The organism is Pseudoalteromonas distincta (assembly GCF_000814675.1).
Taxonomy (GTDB): domain Bacteria; phylum Pseudomonadota; class Gammaproteobacteria; order Enterobacterales; family Alteromonadaceae; genus Pseudoalteromonas; species Pseudoalteromonas distincta.
Genome location: NZ_JWIG01000010.1, coordinates 22,958 through 39,367, shown reverse-complemented (window position 1 = coordinate 39,367; position 16,410 = coordinate 22,958). Strand labels below are relative to the sequence as shown.

13 protein-coding genes are annotated in these 16,410 nt (G+C 38.3%); 10 read left to right on the top strand and 3 right to left on the bottom strand.

What is annotated here, in order from left to right:
• Positions 1-21 precede the first annotated feature (21 nt).
• The 3 genes from astA to QT16_RS07260 are packed head-to-tail and all read left to right on the top strand — an operon-like array spanning position 22 to position 3,370.
• Positions 22-1,056, top strand: a complete 1,035-nt coding sequence (gene astA / locus QT16_RS07270) for an arginine N-succinyltransferase (protein ID WP_039487594.1) — start codon at positions 22-24, stop codon at positions 1,054-1,056.
• A gap of 7 nt (positions 1,057-1,063) precedes the next feature.
• Positions 1,064-2,530, top strand: coding sequence for a succinylglutamate-semialdehyde dehydrogenase (gene astD / locus QT16_RS07265; RefSeq protein WP_039487586.1), 1,467 nt, complete (start codon positions 1,064-1,066; stop codon positions 2,528-2,530).
• Positions 2,531-2,566: 36 nt separating this feature from the next.
• Positions 2,567-3,370, top strand: coding sequence for a DUF1338 domain-containing protein (locus QT16_RS07260; protein ID WP_039487584.1), 804 nt, complete (start codon positions 2,567-2,569; stop codon positions 3,368-3,370).
• A gap of 80 nt (positions 3,371-3,450) precedes the next feature.
• Here QT16_RS07260 and QT16_RS07255 read toward each other — a convergent pair whose 3' ends face one another.
• On the bottom strand, positions 3,451-4,731 hold the full coding sequence (locus QT16_RS07255) for a flavohemoglobin expression-modulating QEGLA motif protein (RefSeq protein WP_002958615.1): 1,281 nt from the start codon (positions 4,729-4,731) through the stop codon (positions 3,451-3,453).
• Between the two features lie 146 nt (positions 4,732-4,877).
• Between QT16_RS07255 and QT16_RS07250 the strand changes: the two genes are divergently transcribed.
• The 7 genes from QT16_RS07250 to QT16_RS07220 all read left to right on the top strand — a co-directional run bounded on the left by QT16_RS07250 (position 4,878) and on the right by QT16_RS07220 (position 11,656).
• Positions 4,878-5,135, top strand: a complete 258-nt coding sequence (locus QT16_RS07250) for a DUF3081 domain-containing protein (RefSeq protein ID WP_002958616.1) — start codon at positions 4,878-4,880, stop codon at positions 5,133-5,135.
• Positions 5,135-5,440, top strand: a complete 306-nt coding sequence (locus QT16_RS07245; RefSeq protein ID WP_002958617.1) for a hypothetical protein — start codon at positions 5,135-5,137, stop codon at positions 5,438-5,440. The genes QT16_RS07250 and QT16_RS07245 overlap by 1 nt, the downstream gene beginning before the upstream one ends.
• Positions 5,441-5,849: 409 nt before the next feature.
• Positions 5,850-6,425 carry a transcriptional regulator BetI gene (betI, locus tag QT16_RS07240; protein WP_052201234.1) on the top strand — a complete coding sequence of 192 codons (576 nt, stop codon included), beginning with the start codon at positions 5,850-5,852 and terminating at the stop codon, positions 6,423-6,425.
• A gap of 1 nt (position 6,426) precedes the next feature.
• Positions 6,427-7,890, top strand: coding sequence for a betaine-aldehyde dehydrogenase (betB, locus tag QT16_RS07235; protein ID WP_039487768.1), 1,464 nt, complete (start codon positions 6,427-6,429; stop codon positions 7,888-7,890).
• 11 nt (positions 7,891-7,901) lie between these two features.
• Positions 7,902-9,569, top strand: a complete 1,668-nt coding sequence (gene betA, locus QT16_RS07230) for a choline dehydrogenase (RefSeq protein WP_039487583.1) — start codon at positions 7,902-7,904, stop codon at positions 9,567-9,569.
• 158 nt (positions 9,570-9,727) lie between these two features.
• Positions 9,728-10,945 carry a BCCT family transporter gene (locus tag QT16_RS07225; protein WP_002958621.1) on the top strand — a complete coding sequence of 406 codons (1,218 nt, stop codon included), beginning with the start codon at positions 9,728-9,730 and terminating at the stop codon, positions 10,943-10,945.
• Between the two features lie 9 nt (positions 10,946-10,954).
• Complete coding sequence (locus QT16_RS07220) at positions 10,955-11,656, top strand: TorF family putative porin (protein ID WP_024603578.1); 702 nt, start codon at positions 10,955-10,957, stop codon at positions 11,654-11,656.
• A 79-nt stretch (positions 11,657-11,735) separates the two neighbouring features.
• Here QT16_RS07220 and QT16_RS07215 read toward each other — a convergent pair whose 3' ends face one another.
• Positions 11,736-13,646, bottom strand: a complete 1,911-nt coding sequence (locus QT16_RS07215; protein WP_039487578.1) for a putative bifunctional diguanylate cyclase/phosphodiesterase — start codon at positions 13,644-13,646, stop codon at positions 11,736-11,738.
• A gap of 400 nt (positions 13,647-14,046) precedes the next feature.
• Positions 14,047-16,290: a carbohydrate binding family 9 domain-containing protein gene (locus QT16_RS07210; protein ID WP_039487765.1), complete on the bottom strand. Its 2,244-nt coding sequence runs from the start codon at positions 16,288-16,290 to the stop codon at positions 14,047-14,049.
• Positions 16,291-16,410 lie beyond the last annotated feature (120 nt).

Genomic DNA, 16,410 nt, shown 5'->3' with positions numbered 1-16,410 from the left:
TGCTATTGGAGCAAGCAATAAATGCAAGTATTACGTCCTATTACTGCCAATGATTTTGACGCGCTTAAACAAATAGCGATTGAATCCGGTCATGGGTTTACCTCTTTACCTGTGGACGATACACAGCTTAAAGAAAAAATTGAACGTGCTGAAAAAAGCTTTGCAAAAAACATTAACCAGCCACTTGATGAAAGCTATTTATTTGTTTTAGAAGACAGTGAAACAGGTGACGTTATTGGCACAACCGCTATAGAAGCCGCAGTAGGTTTATCGGTGCCTTTATATCATTATCATTTGGGTAAAACAGTACACCACTCGCCTACTTTAAATGTATATAACACCGTTGATATTTTAAGCATGTGTAACGACTACACTGGTTGCTCAGAAATATGTACATTATTTTTGCGCGAAAATAGCCGTAAAGGCCTAACGGGTCGATTTTTATCTCGTTCACGCTTTTTGTTTATGGCTCAGCACAGCGAGCGTTTTGCCGATACTGTTATCGCAGAAATGCGCGGTGTTAGCGACGAAGACGGTCATTCTCCTTTTTGGCAATGGCTACAAGAGCACTTTTTTAGTATCGAATTTCCACAAGCGGATCACTTAGTTGGCTTAGGCGATAAGGTGTTTATTAGCGAGTTAATGCCTAAATACCCTATTTATGTGAACTTGCTTAGTAAAAAAGCCCAAGCAGTGATTGGGCATGTGCATGAAAAAACGAAACCTGCGCTAAAATTATTAGAAAAAGAAGGTTTTGAGCACAGAGGCTACGTTGACTTATTTGATGCAGGCCCAACGGTTGAAGCAAAGCTTGGTAATATTCGCAGCATTCGCGACTCTCAAGTTTGCCCTATTACTATTGGTGAGCTTGATCACATATCACAAAATAGCTCTGATACGCTGGCTGTATGTAATCAAGGCGTAAGTGGCTTTAGAGCAACATTTACCAAAGACGCACATTACAATCATGCAAAACATACCCTCGTCATTAGCCAAGATGTGGCTAATGCGCTTAATTTAAGCCAAGGAGATGCAGCGCGATTTTTCCGCCTGTAAATAATTTATGAATACACACCTAATTAATAACCAGTGGCATGTGGGACTTGGTCCAGCATTTGAGTCAATCAATCCTAGTAATGGCGATGTGGTATGGCAAGGTAATGGCGCAAACGCTGATCAAGTAGGTTCTGCTATAAAAGCAGCCAGAGTTGCGCAATTACAATGGGCAGACAAACCGCTTGAAGAGCGTATCGCCATTTTAGAAAACTTCGCAGCACAATTAAAAGAACACAGCGAAGAATTTGCTACTATTATTGCACGCGAAACGGGTAAGCCATTATGGGAAACCCGCACCGAAGTGGGCGCAATGACAGGCAAAATAGCTATATCTGTAAAAGCGTACCATGAGCGTACAGGTACAACCGAAAACTCAATGCCCGGTGCTAAAGCGTTTATTAGACACAAACCGCATGGCGTTGTGGCTATTTTTGGCCCGTATAACTTTCCGGGGCATTTACCAAACGGGCATATTGTTCCTGCAATTTTAGCCGGTAATACTGTTGTATTTAAGCCATCAGAATTGACGCCGCACGTTGCAGAATTTACCCTCTCACTTTGGTTAAAAGCAGGTTTGCCAGCGGGTGTTATCAACCTTGTCCAAGGTGAAATTGAAACAGGTAAAGCACTTGCATCTCATAAAGATATAGATGGCTTGTTTTTTACCGGTAGCTCAAACACAGGTCACTTATTACATAAACAGTTTGCAGGACACCCTGGCAAAATTTTAGCACTTGAAATGGGCGGCAATAATCCTCTTATTGTAAAAGATGTGAGCGATATAAGCGCCGCTGTACACGATATTATTCAATCAGGCTTTATTACCTCAGGTCAACGTTGTACGTGTGCACGTCGCTTATTTATTGAAAAGTCGCTCAATGGCGATGCTATTTTAGAAAAGCTAATAAGCGCAACTAAAAACATAGTTGTAGACGACAGTTTTGCTACAGAGCAGCCTTTTATGGGTGCAATGATAAGCGAAAAAGCAGCACTGGGTATGGTTGCCGCGCAAAGTGAATTAGTCTCAAAAGGTGCACAAATCCTTGTTGAACTTAAGCAATTAAAACCAGGCACAGGTTTTGTAAGCCCTGGCATTATTGATGTAACAAGCATTACTGACATGCCAGATGAAGAGCATTTTGGACCGCTTATTAAAGTGTATCGTTACAACGACTTTGACAGCGCAATCATTGAAGCTAACAACACAAGCTTTGGTTTATCTGCAGGTTTACTTAGCGACAGTGAAGATGATTACACTCACTTTTTAAAGCGTATTCGTGCAGGGATTGTTAACTGGAACCGCCCTATTACGGGTGCCTCAAGTGCAGCTCCATTTGGCGGTATTGGCGCCAGTGGTAATCACAGAGCAAGTGCCTATTACGCCGCTGATTATTGCGCATACCCTGTAGCATCTGTTGAGTCAGACAAAGTGAGCTTACCGCAAACCCTAGCGCCAGGCTTGATAATTGAATAAGCAATAAAACCAAAATTTTAGATTTAAGGATTTAACATGCATACTGATGTAAACACATTATTTGAGAGCCTTTGGAAAAACTACTTAAACGTAACTCCATCGGCAGATAAAATTCATGACCTTTTAGGTTCAACGCAAAAAGATGACATCATTAACGATCATATTGCGCTGCGTACATTTAATATTGAAAAAGTGGGTCTTGAAAAGCTCGCAGCTCACTTTTTAGCAATTGGTTACAAAGAATGTGGTGAGTACCACTTTGAAGCTAAAAAACTTTACGCAAAACACTATGAGCATAGCGATCCTAATCAGCCAAAAGTATTTATCTCTGAACTATTAGTTGAAAAATGCTCGCCTGAGTTACAAGCCATCGTAACCGACATGGTTGACAAAATTGATGAAAGCGCAGTAACAGCAGAGAACTTTTTGTATTCAGGCACGCATTGGCAAGTAAGCACTGATACTTATAAACAACTGCTAGCTGAAAGCGAATATGCAGCGTGGATGTCGGCGTGGGGTTACCGTGCCAATCACTTTACCGTAAATATTAATACGCTTGCTAAGTTTGATAACATTTATGATGTTAACCAAGCTCTAAAAAATGCAGGTTTTTCACTTAATACATCAGGCGGCGAAGTTAAAGGCTCACCAGAGGTGTTACTAGAGCAATCGTCAACACTTGCTGATGAATACTCTGTTACCTTTAGTGACGGTGACATGAGTATTCCTAGCTGCTTTTATGAGTTTGCTATTCGTTACCCTAAAGCAGACGGCGAGCTTTATACTGGTTTTGTTGCAGCCTCAGCTGACAAAATATTTGAAAGCACCAACGCTCGATAGCAAAACCTAAAGTACCTTATTTTAAAAAGCCCGTTATGGGCTTTTTTTATGTCGATGTGTCGATAAGTTATATTGATGAATTATAAAAATAGCGGTTTATAATCGTTTTCTAACTTTTCAAACGACAAGTCGCCAATAAAACGGCCAAAGCTCAACCAAGTTGCCAAACCGCGTAAGTCTTTAAAGTGTGGTGGCACAAATTGTGGGCTCTCTATTACGCCTAAATCATGAAGCTGCGATATTAATCTAAAATCATCTATCGATATTTTACCTACCAGTAATAAAGGGAGTCTATCGATTCGTCCAAGCTGTATTGCAACGCGTATTAAGTTATAAACCAGTACAAAGCCTTTAATGTAGGCAATATCTTTTGTAAAAGGCAAGCCTGTTGGCGTACTGCCTCTAAATACACGCTGCGCAAGTGTGTAGCTGTCATCTTTTGATAAACCTTGCGCTACGTAATCACGGTAAATATCTACAAACTCAGCGCCATCTATTACCTTTGTAACGGCTTGAATACGATTCACTAATTTAGATAAACGCCTTGGAGTCGATTTTAAAGTAATAATTTCGGTTAGTACCGCTAAACCTTCTTGGGTAATAGTGGAGCTTGGCGTACCTTTACTCAAACACGTTAAATAAGGCTGAGCTAAACCATTTTGAGTGGTACCTACGTGTATCCACCCTTCGTGAACTTCTAAGATATCAAGTTCACGCTGCGAAAACTTAACATCTTGATTAAGCTTTATATTATTAGCACCTGCGGCTGCATCACTAACAATACCATCGCTAAGCATTACCTCTACGTTTATGCCTGCCATACTAGCGGTTACTTGCTCAGACAAAATACGCACTGCATCAACAGCATCAATATTTTTAGGGTCGTCAGGCAGTATGTCGGCTATAAGTAAATTTTGCAGCGGTTTATCTAGCATATTAGCTAGCTCAGAAAGTGAGGGCTCACCAGCATGAAATAAATCTTTAGGGTGACCAAATAACTCCACCGATAAGTCATGAAACTCTGGTGTGCCACGATACTCAAGCATACTTAATACTGTTTTATACTCTGTGCACATTTTTCCCATGTATTGAGCTATGGGATTTAACTGCCCCAATTGGTTAATAATGTTACGGTGCAAAGTAGAAAACGCTTGGCGTAACTCGCTAGGTACAAAACCAAGATCGCGCTGTTGATAGTATGCACGATCGATCAGTGGATTTTTTTGACATTTTTGTCTAAAAAACTCCTCTTTAGTTTGTTTATCCCAATTAATAGCATCGAGTATCCTAATAGGCGTTTGCAATGCAATTAATTGATCCGATAACTCACGAGTTTTTAGTAGTAACGCCTTGTCTATCATGGTGTAAGCTCAACAATAAATGAATTTTGAGCATAATTTAAAAAGGCCAAATTACAAAGCAATATCACATTTTTTTAGCTATTGTTTTTAAGATGATCGACCCTCATATCTATATCGTATTAGCTTTTTAATAAAAGGTATAAAACATGAAAAACGAAATCGACAATAAACAGATTTTAGCCGTATATGAACGCATAATTCAAAAAGGTGAAATGACTGATGAAGGCAAACATTATCAGGGAGTTACTGCATATTCAGACGTAGACGGTTACACCGTATATCTACAAGGTAGCGGCGTAGAACTGCGCTTTGGTTTTCATAATACTTACCACCTTGACTACGAACATGAAAAGCATAAAGACGACTTTTTGAAAAAATTATATAACATTGCAAACGAGAGCTAATGCACCCACGAAAACTAAGACACCGCCCGACCAGTAAGCTCAATACTACTTTTATTAATCAAGTAGTAGAAGAGCTTAAAGCTAATCCAAGTAAAGTCTCTATTATTCAAGACAACCTAGAACAGTACCGTTCTCAAACTCATTTAAAGCGTGGTTTTTTACTGGCTATAGAACGCTTTGATTGGGTATTTGAAGCAAGCAAAGATATTGATTTCATTTGCCAGCAAATTTTAGCTGATGACTACATTGGCAATAGACTAAGACGTTACCCCCTACTTTTTAAAGGCGTTATTAATAATGCCTGACCTTTCAATACCAAGCGCTTTAAAACGATAAAACCACAAAGTTTACTCTCCATATAAATTTATTAGAGCACTAAGCAATTGCAGGTTTAGTGCTCTTTTGTATCAAAATAATACTATTAGTACTCTAACTATTATTGTTCTAATGGTTTTTTGACATTTTATTCATTTATTACTGTAAACAAATCATTACTATTATTGAATTTAAAAATTAAATTCTCAAGCCACTGTTTTAAATGAAATTAAACAAATAAAAACCACATCTTCTTTGTCCTATTAATTGCTCTTTTATTAATGATTAATCTACATTTTGGCATCTAGGTATTTACTTCAGCCTTGAATTGTTAGAGCTATTACCTTAAGCTTATGTTTATTGAACGTTCAATTAATAAAAATTATGCCTAAAGTCGGAATGGAACCTGTCAGACGTCAGCAGCTAATTGACGCAACTATAGAGTCAGTTGCTACTAAGGGACTACAAGGCACAACAATAAACAGCATTAGTAAAAATGCAGGTTTATCGTCAGGCATCATTAGTCATTATTTTGGTGGTAAGCAGGGGTTAATTGAAGCCACGGTTAGATACTTACTAACAAGCTTAAAGCAAGGCTTAATAAGTAAAGTAAATCATCAAACCACTGCCATTGAGCGTTTAATGTTTATTATCGAAGCCAACTTTGCGCTTGTACAACAGCGTAATGATACAACCCGAACGTGGTTAAGTTTTTGGGCGCAATCGATGCATGATGAAGAATTACACAGACTACAAAACGTAAACAGTAAACGCTTGCAAAGTAATTTAGCATTTTCTTTTAAGCAATTAATGCCTATTGAGCAAGCAAATCAAGCTGCAGAACTTAGCGCCGCAATGATCGATGGCCTATGGTTAAGAGCAGTACTGAGTAAATCAGACAATAATCAGTTTAAACACAGTGAAAAGTTAGCAAAAAGCTATGTACTTTCACTTATCAAGCAATATGGAGCCTAGCGTGACTACACCTGTCTATCAAAATTTTATTAACGGCCATTTTCTTGCAAACCAGAGCGGCAAAACATTTGATGTAACAAACCCAGCAACGGGTGAGGTTATTTACGCAGTAGAAATTGCCGATGAATTTATTCAAAACGCAGCCATTGCCAGTGCAAAGCAAGGTTTTGCTCAGTGGTCAGCAATGACACCTATTGAACGTAGTCGTATTTTATTAAAAGCAGTGGCTATTTTACGCGAGCGCAATGATGAGCTAGCACTTGTAGAAGTACTCGACACCGGCAAACCAATGCAAGAAGCTAATTGTGTTGATATTGAAACCGGCGCTGATGTAATTGAATACTTTGCAGGCCTTGCGCCAGCACAAGTAGGCCAACAACAAATGGTTGGTGAGGACTTTTACTACACACGTAAAGAGCCATTAGGTATCTGTGCGGGTATAGGTGCATGGAACTACCCACTACAAATTGCATGTTGGAAGTCGGGCCCAGCCCTTGCTGCTGGTAATGCATTTATATTTAAACCATCTGAAGAAACACCACTTGGCGCTATTAAACTTGCAGAGGTATTTGTTGAAGCTGGTGTACCTGCAGGTGTGTTTAATGTTGTTCAAGGCGCAGGCGATGTAGGCCAGTGGCTAACGCAGCATAGCGATATTGATAAAGTATCGTTTACGGGTGAAGTAGGCACAGGTAAAAAAGTAGTCGCGAGTGCTGCCGGTACGTTAAAAGATGTCACGATGGAACTTGGTGGTAAATCTCCACTATTAGTATTTGATGATGCCAACATAGAGCAAGCGGTTAGCGCTGCTATGTTAGGTAACTTTTATACGCAAGGCGAAATTTGCACTAACTGTACACGTATTTACGTTCATAAAAATGTATATCAGCAGTTTATTGATGAGCTTAAAGCGCGCACTGAGAAAAACATTATTGCTGGCGACCCACAAGATTTAAATACAAATTTTGGCGCACTTATCTCTAAAAAGCACCAAGAACTAGTGATGAGCTACGTTAATAAAGGCATCGAAGAAGGTGCAACGCTATTAACTGGTGGTACAACGCTTTCACCTGAATCTGCACCTAATGGCTATTTTGTAGCACCAACTGTGTTCATTGATTGCAACGACGATATGACAATCGTTAAAGAAGAAATATTTGGCCCTGTAATGAGCGTGCTTGCTTTTGACGACGAAGACGATGTTATTGCACGCGCTAACGCAACCCACCTAGGCTTAGCCGCAGGCGTATTTACTAGCGATATTAAACGTGCGCACCGCGTTATTCATAAGTTACAAGCTGGTATTTGTTGGATTAATGCATACGGTAACTCACCTGCTGAAATGCCAGTTGGCGGTTATAAGCAATCGGGCATTGGCCGTGAAAATGGTATACAAACTCTTGATCAATACACGCAAACTAAGTCTATTTATGTTGGTATGGCCGACATAGAAAGCCCATTTTAAGGCGCCCTACTATGAGTAATCATTACGACTATATTATTGTTGGCGCGGGTTCGGCGGGTTGTGTTTTAGCTAACCGTTTATCTGAAGATTCAAGTAACCGCGTGTTACTGCTTGAAACTGGCGGTAGTGATAAAAGTATTTTTATAAAAATGCCAACCGCGTTATCTATTCCTATGAATAGTGACAAATACGCATGGCAGTTTCATACGCAGCCTGAGCCTCATTTAGATAACCGTGAAATGCATTGTCCTCGAGGCAAAGTATTAGGCGGCTCGTCATCTATCAACGGCATGGTATACGTACGTGGCCACGCAAAAGATTTTGACGAATGGCAGCAACACGGTGCAAACGGCTGGGATTACCAATCGTGTTTACCGTATTTTCAAAAAGCAGAAAGCTTTTACCTTGGTGAAAATACTTACCGTGGTGGCAAAGGCCCGCTTGGCGTTAATAACGGCAACGAAATGAAAAACCCGCTTTACCGCACCTTTATCAAAGCAGGTGTACAAGCCGGTTACGCGTCTACAAATGATTATAATGCATCGCAGCAAGAGGGTTTTGGCCCAATGCACATGACCGTAAAAGACGGCGTGCGCAGCTCTGCTTCGCGTGAGTATTTAGACCCTGTTAAATCGCGTAGTAATTTAACAATTATTACAGGTGCACTAGCACAGCGCGTGATTTTAGATGGTAAAAAAGCCACAGGCATAGAATACAAAGTAAATGGCGACGTTAAAACTGCACATGCTGCAAAAGACGTAATATTAAGTGCAGGCCCAATCGGCTCTCCACATATTTTACAACTCTCTGGTATTGGTGATACTCAAGCGCTTGAAAAAGCAGGCGTTGAAGTACAGCATCATCTACCAGGTGTAGGTCAAAACTTACAAGATCATCTTGAGTTTTATTTTCAATACAAGTGTAAGCAACCTATCACGCTTAACGGCAAACTAGGCATTGTTTCAAAAGGGTTGATTGGTGCGCGCTGGTTATTAACGCGTTCGGGTTTAGGTGCAACGAATCATTTTGAATCGTGTGCGTTTATTCGCTCAAAACCAGGTGTTGAATGGCCAGATATTCAATATCACTTTTTACCAGCGGCTATGCGTTACGATGGTAGAAGTGCATTTGCAGGTCATGGTTTTCAGGTACATGTTGGTCATAACAAACCAAAAAGTCGTGGTAGTGTCACTATTGCTTCTGCGAACCCTGAGCAACCACCAACCATTTTATTTAATTACCTTGAACACCAAGACGATATTGAAGGCTTTAGAGCGTGCGTTCGCTTAACACGCGACATAATCGAACAAAGTGCCTTTGATGAATACCGCGATGAAGAAATTCAACCAGGTAAACATATTCAAACAGATGAAGAAATAGATGCCTTTGTACGCCAAGCCGTAGAAAGTGCCTACCACCCTTCTTGCTCATGCAAAATGGGTGAAGATGATATGGCCGTTGTTAATTCAAATACGCAAGTACATGGTATTGAAGGACTACGTGTTGTTGACTCATCTATATTCCCAACAGTTCCTAACGGAAACTTGAATGCGCCTACTATTATGGTTGCTGAAAAAGCAGCTGACATAATTTTAGGTAAAGAACCATTACAGAAATCGGATGTGAATGTTGCCATAACAACAAATTGGCAAGAAACACAACGTAGTTCGGAGATCTAACTTTAGCCACATGCTCAGGTTTAGCCTCGTCGGGCTAAACCATTGCGTGCCTTGCAGTGGCACACGATGTAAATAGGTTACGTTGTGTTAATGCGAGAATAAAACAATAAAATACGGAGTGCTTATGAATTATTTTTATTCATTATTGGAGGGTAACAATGACTATTTGGCTTAATGCAGGCATCATTTTTACCTTACTTGCTATTATCACTATTTTAATTAAATGGGGTAATGTTCGCGTAGTAGGTGTAACACCAGTTCGAACCTTTACGTTTATAGCAATACTATTTACTTCTGGCCTTGATGTTGGCCTTATTATGTTTCCTTTAACTGAGTTTGCAGGTTATGCAGACATAAAAGCAAGCCCAGAATACGCGTTTGCAAATCCACTGGCTATTGAGTTTGGCTACTGGGGATTTTTGATCTGGGGATTTTACTTTCTTACGTGCTTTTATTTCTGTGTAATAGAACCTAAAGTGAAATTTTTCGAAATTCCTTGGGTTAAATTTATCAATAACGTTGTAATTATTGGTACATGTGCATTTACCGCTTATTTACTGCTTACAAACCTACCATGGTATTTACCCGAATTAGGCGATGGAACAAGTATAGTTTCTGAGTTTTATTTAATTGTATTCGCGGCTATTTGTTTTGCTGTGTATTCAAGTACTGATATTAAATATGTACGTATTTTAAGTATTTCTACTACGTGGTTATTCTTAGCTTTAATCGCCTTTATGTGGGCTGGCGCATTTGTGATAGGTGATAGTCAAATGTCAGCATTTACAGATAACTTAGGTTCTATTGGTACTTACTTTGCAAACATTAATGAATTTGTTTTACCGCTTAATGATTACCATGAGTTTTACTTATTCTGGTGGTTTGCGTGGAGTATAATGATTGGTCAATTTACATCACGCTTTGTTGGTGGACTTAAAACATACCAAGTATTAGGTGCTATGTTGATTTTCCCTTCTATTCCTATCGCGATTTGGTTTAGCGTACTTTATCACTACCATGAAGCGGGCATCCCAACTCAAGGTATTAAAAACTTCGCTATGGTATTTGTAGGTATTGTATTTGTAATTAACTCACTTGATTCGTTAGTGCGTTTATATACAGATAACCTAAACTTTACCGTAAAGCGTTTTGGCAAAATGAAATACATAATCGGAAATGTTGTTGCTCTATCACTACTTACACTATTGTTTAAATTAGAATTTTTACAAATTCAGTGGGTAGGCGCATTAGTTATCGGCTTGTTCTTTATCTGTGCAGCATTTATTGGTTACAGTAAATTTAAAACAGTAACGAATATAGATAGCTCACCAAAAGCAAACGCAATTGATTACACAAAAATAGACACAGTACACTAGGGATTAATAATGAATAACAAACTAAAACAACTTGTCGTAGCACTACCATTTGCACTTTTATCAACAACTGCAGCAGCTGATTGGTCAACAACAATCACTGCAGCGTCTGACTACACTTTTAATGGTGTAACACAGACCGATAGCGACCCTGCAATTCAAGGCAGCTTAGATTATGCCTTTGATAGTGGTGTTTACGCTGGTGTTTGGGCCTCAAACGTAGATTTTGGTGACGATACTGATTTTGAGCTTGATGCTTACTTAGGTAAATATGTACAACTTGATGAGCAATTTAGCGTTGATTACGGTATCGCTTATTACACTTATCAAGGTAATAACAGTGACGGTAACTACGCTGAAGCTTACACTAAGTTTGGTTATGCAAGTGAATACGGCCAAACTGAACTTAACTTTTGGTACAGCTGGGATTACTTTGGAACAGGTGCGGGTCATGTAATTTCAATGGTTGCTCACACTTATGAACTAGCTCCAAATCACGCATTACGTGCAAGTTTTGATATTTCAAACTCACTTGATGGTGAGAAGTGGGCTTGGGATACAAACCAGAAAAAATCGTACAAGCACTACCGCCTAGCTTATCAAACAAGCTACGAAGGTTTTGGTATTGAAGTGGCTGCTGAAAACACTAGCTTAGATTACGATTATGCTGATGAGCGTATTGTACTTGCTGTTTCACGCACATTTGATCTTTAATACATTAATTACTGATTAAACAAAAAATGCCACTCTATTTAGAGTGGCATTTTTATTTGTAAAATAAATAAATAACTAACTAGCTAACAATATCCCACGCACTTGTACCCGATGCAGAAAGATTGCTGGTGTTATTACGTAATACTTTATTGCCTACATTAACTGATGACTCAGGACGGCTCACTAAATACCCCTGAACTGAACTCACCCCCATTTTTTTAACAAGCTCAAACTGCCCTATTTCTTCAACGCCTTCAGCTACAATTTTAAGGCCCAGCTTTTGCCCAAGCTCACTAATTGTATTTAATATATCGTTATATTTTTGACTTTTATTGGCTTGAGCTATGAACGAGCGATCAATTTTAATAACATCAATTGGTAGATCCGCTAATGTACTTAACGAGCTAAAACCTGTACCAAAGTCATCAATTGCAATAGTGATGCCTTCTTCTCTTAATCTACTTAGCTCTTTAATTATTCTAGGGCTGGCTTGAATAAATGTTGATTCGGTAATTTCAAGCATTAAAGACGTCGCCGGTAAGCCGGTTTTTTTGAGCTTATTCATTATCCAATCATAAATATCACGGTGCTTTAACTGAATGCCCGAAACGTTAACTGATATTTTTACTTTGCGCATACCTGCATTATGCCATGCGGCCATTTGCCGACAGGATTCAAGCATAATCCAATCGCCAAGCTCTAATATTAAATTCGACTCTTCTGCTATTGGAATAAATTCTGAAGGTGGGATCATACCCTCAACAGGGTGGTCCCAGCGTGTAAGCGCTTCAAAATAATCAATCATACAATCTTCAACATGCACAATTGGTTGAAAAGATAAGTAAAAATCTTTACACGCGAGCGCTAAACGCAATTCTTCGAGTAAATAATGGTAGCGGCGCATTTTGTTACCCATTTCTGGCGAGTAAACTTTAAATATTCCTTTACCATCACTCTTAGCTCTGTACATAGCAACATCAGCTAATTGTAAAAGTGCTTGTGGGGTTGACGCACTTTCTGGGTAAGCTGCAATACCAATACTGGCACTAATTTTTACTATTTTATTGCCAAGCACAAAATCTTTTTCAAGCTCACTTAGCACGTGTTTTGCAATTTCAACAACTCTGTCGCTATCATCAAGTAATTCTATAAATATGGAAAATTCGTCTCCTCCTAACCTTGATAAATTTTGCTCTAATTGGTTAGTGCTATTAATATTACTTAACTTATGGTGACGTAAAACATTTGCAAGTCGACTGGCCACTTGAACTAATATTTCATCACCAAAACTGTGGCCAAACGAGTCATTTACTTGTTTAAAGCCATCTAAGTCGATAAATAGAAGCGCACACTTGAGATCTTCCTGATTCGCATGATTTATTTGTCTGTCTATGTGTTCAATATATGCATGGCGGTCAATTAACAGCGTCAGTTTGTCTTGACAAATACTTGTTTGAGTTTGTTTTACATAATTAACTACGTGTGAATTTAAGCTATTTATAGATTGGCTTAAGCTGCTTACACCTAAAGGGTTCTCTGCCGGTTTAACTTGTAAATTAAATGCAGTAAGTAAGCTATTGGCTTGGCGGTTGAGTTCCGCTATTTGATTTTTATAATGACGTTTTCTACGTTCTCTACGTAAGTAGATACCTGAGCCAAATATCAATATACATAAAAATAAAAAGTTCATGGGTGATGCGAGCGTCATCATGATTAACTTATTAGAATCAGCGGCTACAAATTGGGTATCAGTGGTTTTAATAAGTAAAAAATCAGCTGTTGGCTGCTTAATTATATAATGGCCATTTAAAATGGGATTATACCAAGGAGCCATATCAAGGGAGGTATTCGTGATCTCGAAACTTCGTATATCAATATTAGTCTGAAATAGGTTTATACGGTTAATCTGATTAGTTAACTCTATATTTATGCAGAAACAAAATAGAATTATGACTAAGAAAATAAAACCAAGCGGCTTAAGTTTACTCATAAAAAAAATCCATTTACCTTACTTCTCCCTTAAACCTATTACCAAAAACGGATTATATCGCTTGCATTTAGTACTACGCAAGCATTGATATAACCCTAAGCCATTAAAGTAACAATAACGGATTGATTAACTATATCTTATATATACTATAGGTGGGATTAATAAAAATAAACAAAAACGTTTCAATTGTTTAAAATTTAATACATTCGGTATATAAGCTTTGTTGTTTTTTCTGCCGCATTAATCTATGCCTCACCACTACAGCTTTAAGTACTTATATTTACTCAACCTTAATCGCATTTGCTCCGCTGTTGTACATCATTTAAAAAATTATTCTTGCGCATTATGCATTGCTACTCAAACTAGTAGGAATTATCGCTAATAAAGTTATTATTAATATTTAAAGCTGCCATGCATAGCTAACTTTTGTAAATAAGGTACGTTGATCCCGCTCAATATTTTTAAGTGAATCGTCTTGGTAACCTCTATCTGAGTAACCCAAATAAAACAACGTTTGTGCATTAATTTTATATGAGTAAACAAGCTGACTACCATAGTCTTTGTTAATTTGACTCACTTGGTAAAAGTAGGCATTTTCGTCTCTATCAATATCTTCAAATTGTAAAATAAGCTTAAGGATTGAACGCATACTAAATTTATAATGAAGCCTAAAATCAACTAAGTTAGCTGTAAATACACGCTCTCCTTGTGGGTTATCTAATTGGCTATAGTTATGTTTTACATCGAGCTGCCAATGGTCGTTAATGTCCCACACCATTTGGGTTTGGGTGTCAAACGCATCGCCTAATTGCTCATTTGCATAATCAATGCGGCTAGCGTATTCAACATATAATGATAACTTTAAATCTTTAGTGGGTTTAAAGCCTGTATAAATGTAACCAATATTTTGGTTATAAAAATTGTCATTATAATTTTCATAACGGTGTACTAAACCAATTTCAAAAATAGATTGTTTTTGACCTTTAAAACTCAAAAAGCCTTCGTATTCTTCTTCAAGTAAGTCGCCATTTTGCGCCCACGTTTTATCCCAGTCAGCTTCGTATGACCATGAGGTAAGTAAATCAGACTCATCTCTGTACCATGTTTGTCCGCCACCAAAGCCTACTTTTTCATAATCGACTTTAGCTTGATAACCTAAATCAGTGCGGTAGTCCTGCCCAATATTTTCATAAGATGCAAATAATTTGTAATCACGCTTATCGCGGGTAAATTCTAGAGCATAAGCTTCATCTGATTGAGTTTCGGATAGATTATAATTTTGAATTAAAAATTCAGAGTTACGAGTATCAGCAGATGATACTTGATACAAAAGAGTATCCGATTGATTAAACCAGTAGCTACCATCCACTGATAATACAGTGTTGTGATAGTCATCACTTTCTCTGTGCGTGCTTGAAATACCAATAGTACCTTGCTGACCTAAGTCATATTGATAACGCCCTGCGGCTGCATTCGTTTTTTCGTTTAAGCTTGCAAAGCCAGAGCCCTGATTCGTTGGCAGTAAAATATTACTATTGTCGTCATCAGCTAGCATTAGCGCATAACTATGATCGCCCGTTTTACCCGTCAGCTTTGCACCTAAAGTAGGCTCTGCAATTGTACGTGTATATAAAAGCTCAAATAAGCTACTTTTAAAGTAAGAAGCACCATCTAAAAAGAAAGGACGTTTTTCAGCGTAATAAATTGAGAAGGTTGTATTTACATCAAGCTCTAAAGAGTCAGTTTCTACTTGCGAAAAATCAGGATTAATTGTCGCGTTTAAAACAGCATCTTTTGTTAAACCCCAGCGTAAGTCTAAACCCACTTCAGTATCTATATCACCCTTATCCCAATCACCTGGCAACGCAGATTTATTATCGTTACGCAGTGTGGTTAATGTAGGTGTTAATTGGATATTTTTACTTGATTCAATGTCACTAAAGCCAACTAACTTATCAAACTGGCAAAGGCTGCATTTCACATTTCTATCAAACCCCATATTTGATAGCTGATATAGCACATCACGTTGGTAGTTTCTCATTACAGAAAAACCCCACGTTAGCTCATTTTTATTTTCAGGAAAACGCAGTGCTTTAAAAGGAATGCGCATTTCAACAACATAGCCTTTGTCAGTAATTTGTCCTGCGCTATCCCAAATAGCATTCCATGAGGTATCAGAACTCCACCCATCGGTGTCGGTCATTCGTATATCGCCTTGCGCGCCCAGCGGGTTAACATGGAATTCATAACCACTGCGTTCATCATTAAATGTATCAATAACAAGAATAACTACGTCGTCTTCCCATAGCGTATCGCGGTCACGAAGTGATGCACGAATTTGCTCAGGGTTAGGATCCTCAGCAATAAAACTAACATATAAGTTAGTGCCATCTTCGTAAATAAAGGCATCAGTTTTTACAGGAGGAGTGCCTTTTTCGTTAGGCTCATCTTGGTAGAGTAAAGATATACGTGTTGCATTTTGCCAGTGCGCCTCATCCATAACACCATCAACGGTGATATTTGAATCAATACGGGATAAGGATACTTGCTGTTTTTTAGCCGCTACATCAAGGCTTGAAAGTAATAAAGCAAAACTTAAAAATAGGAAGGTAAACTTTTTTATTATAGTTATAAAGTACTGCATAAACATCCATTTAGACTGTAATTACTCATAAGGAGCAACTTAAGCTGAGGATTGTAATTTATCCAGGTACATTTGTTAATACTTTGAAATGAAAAATTAACTATTTAATGATAAAGGAGT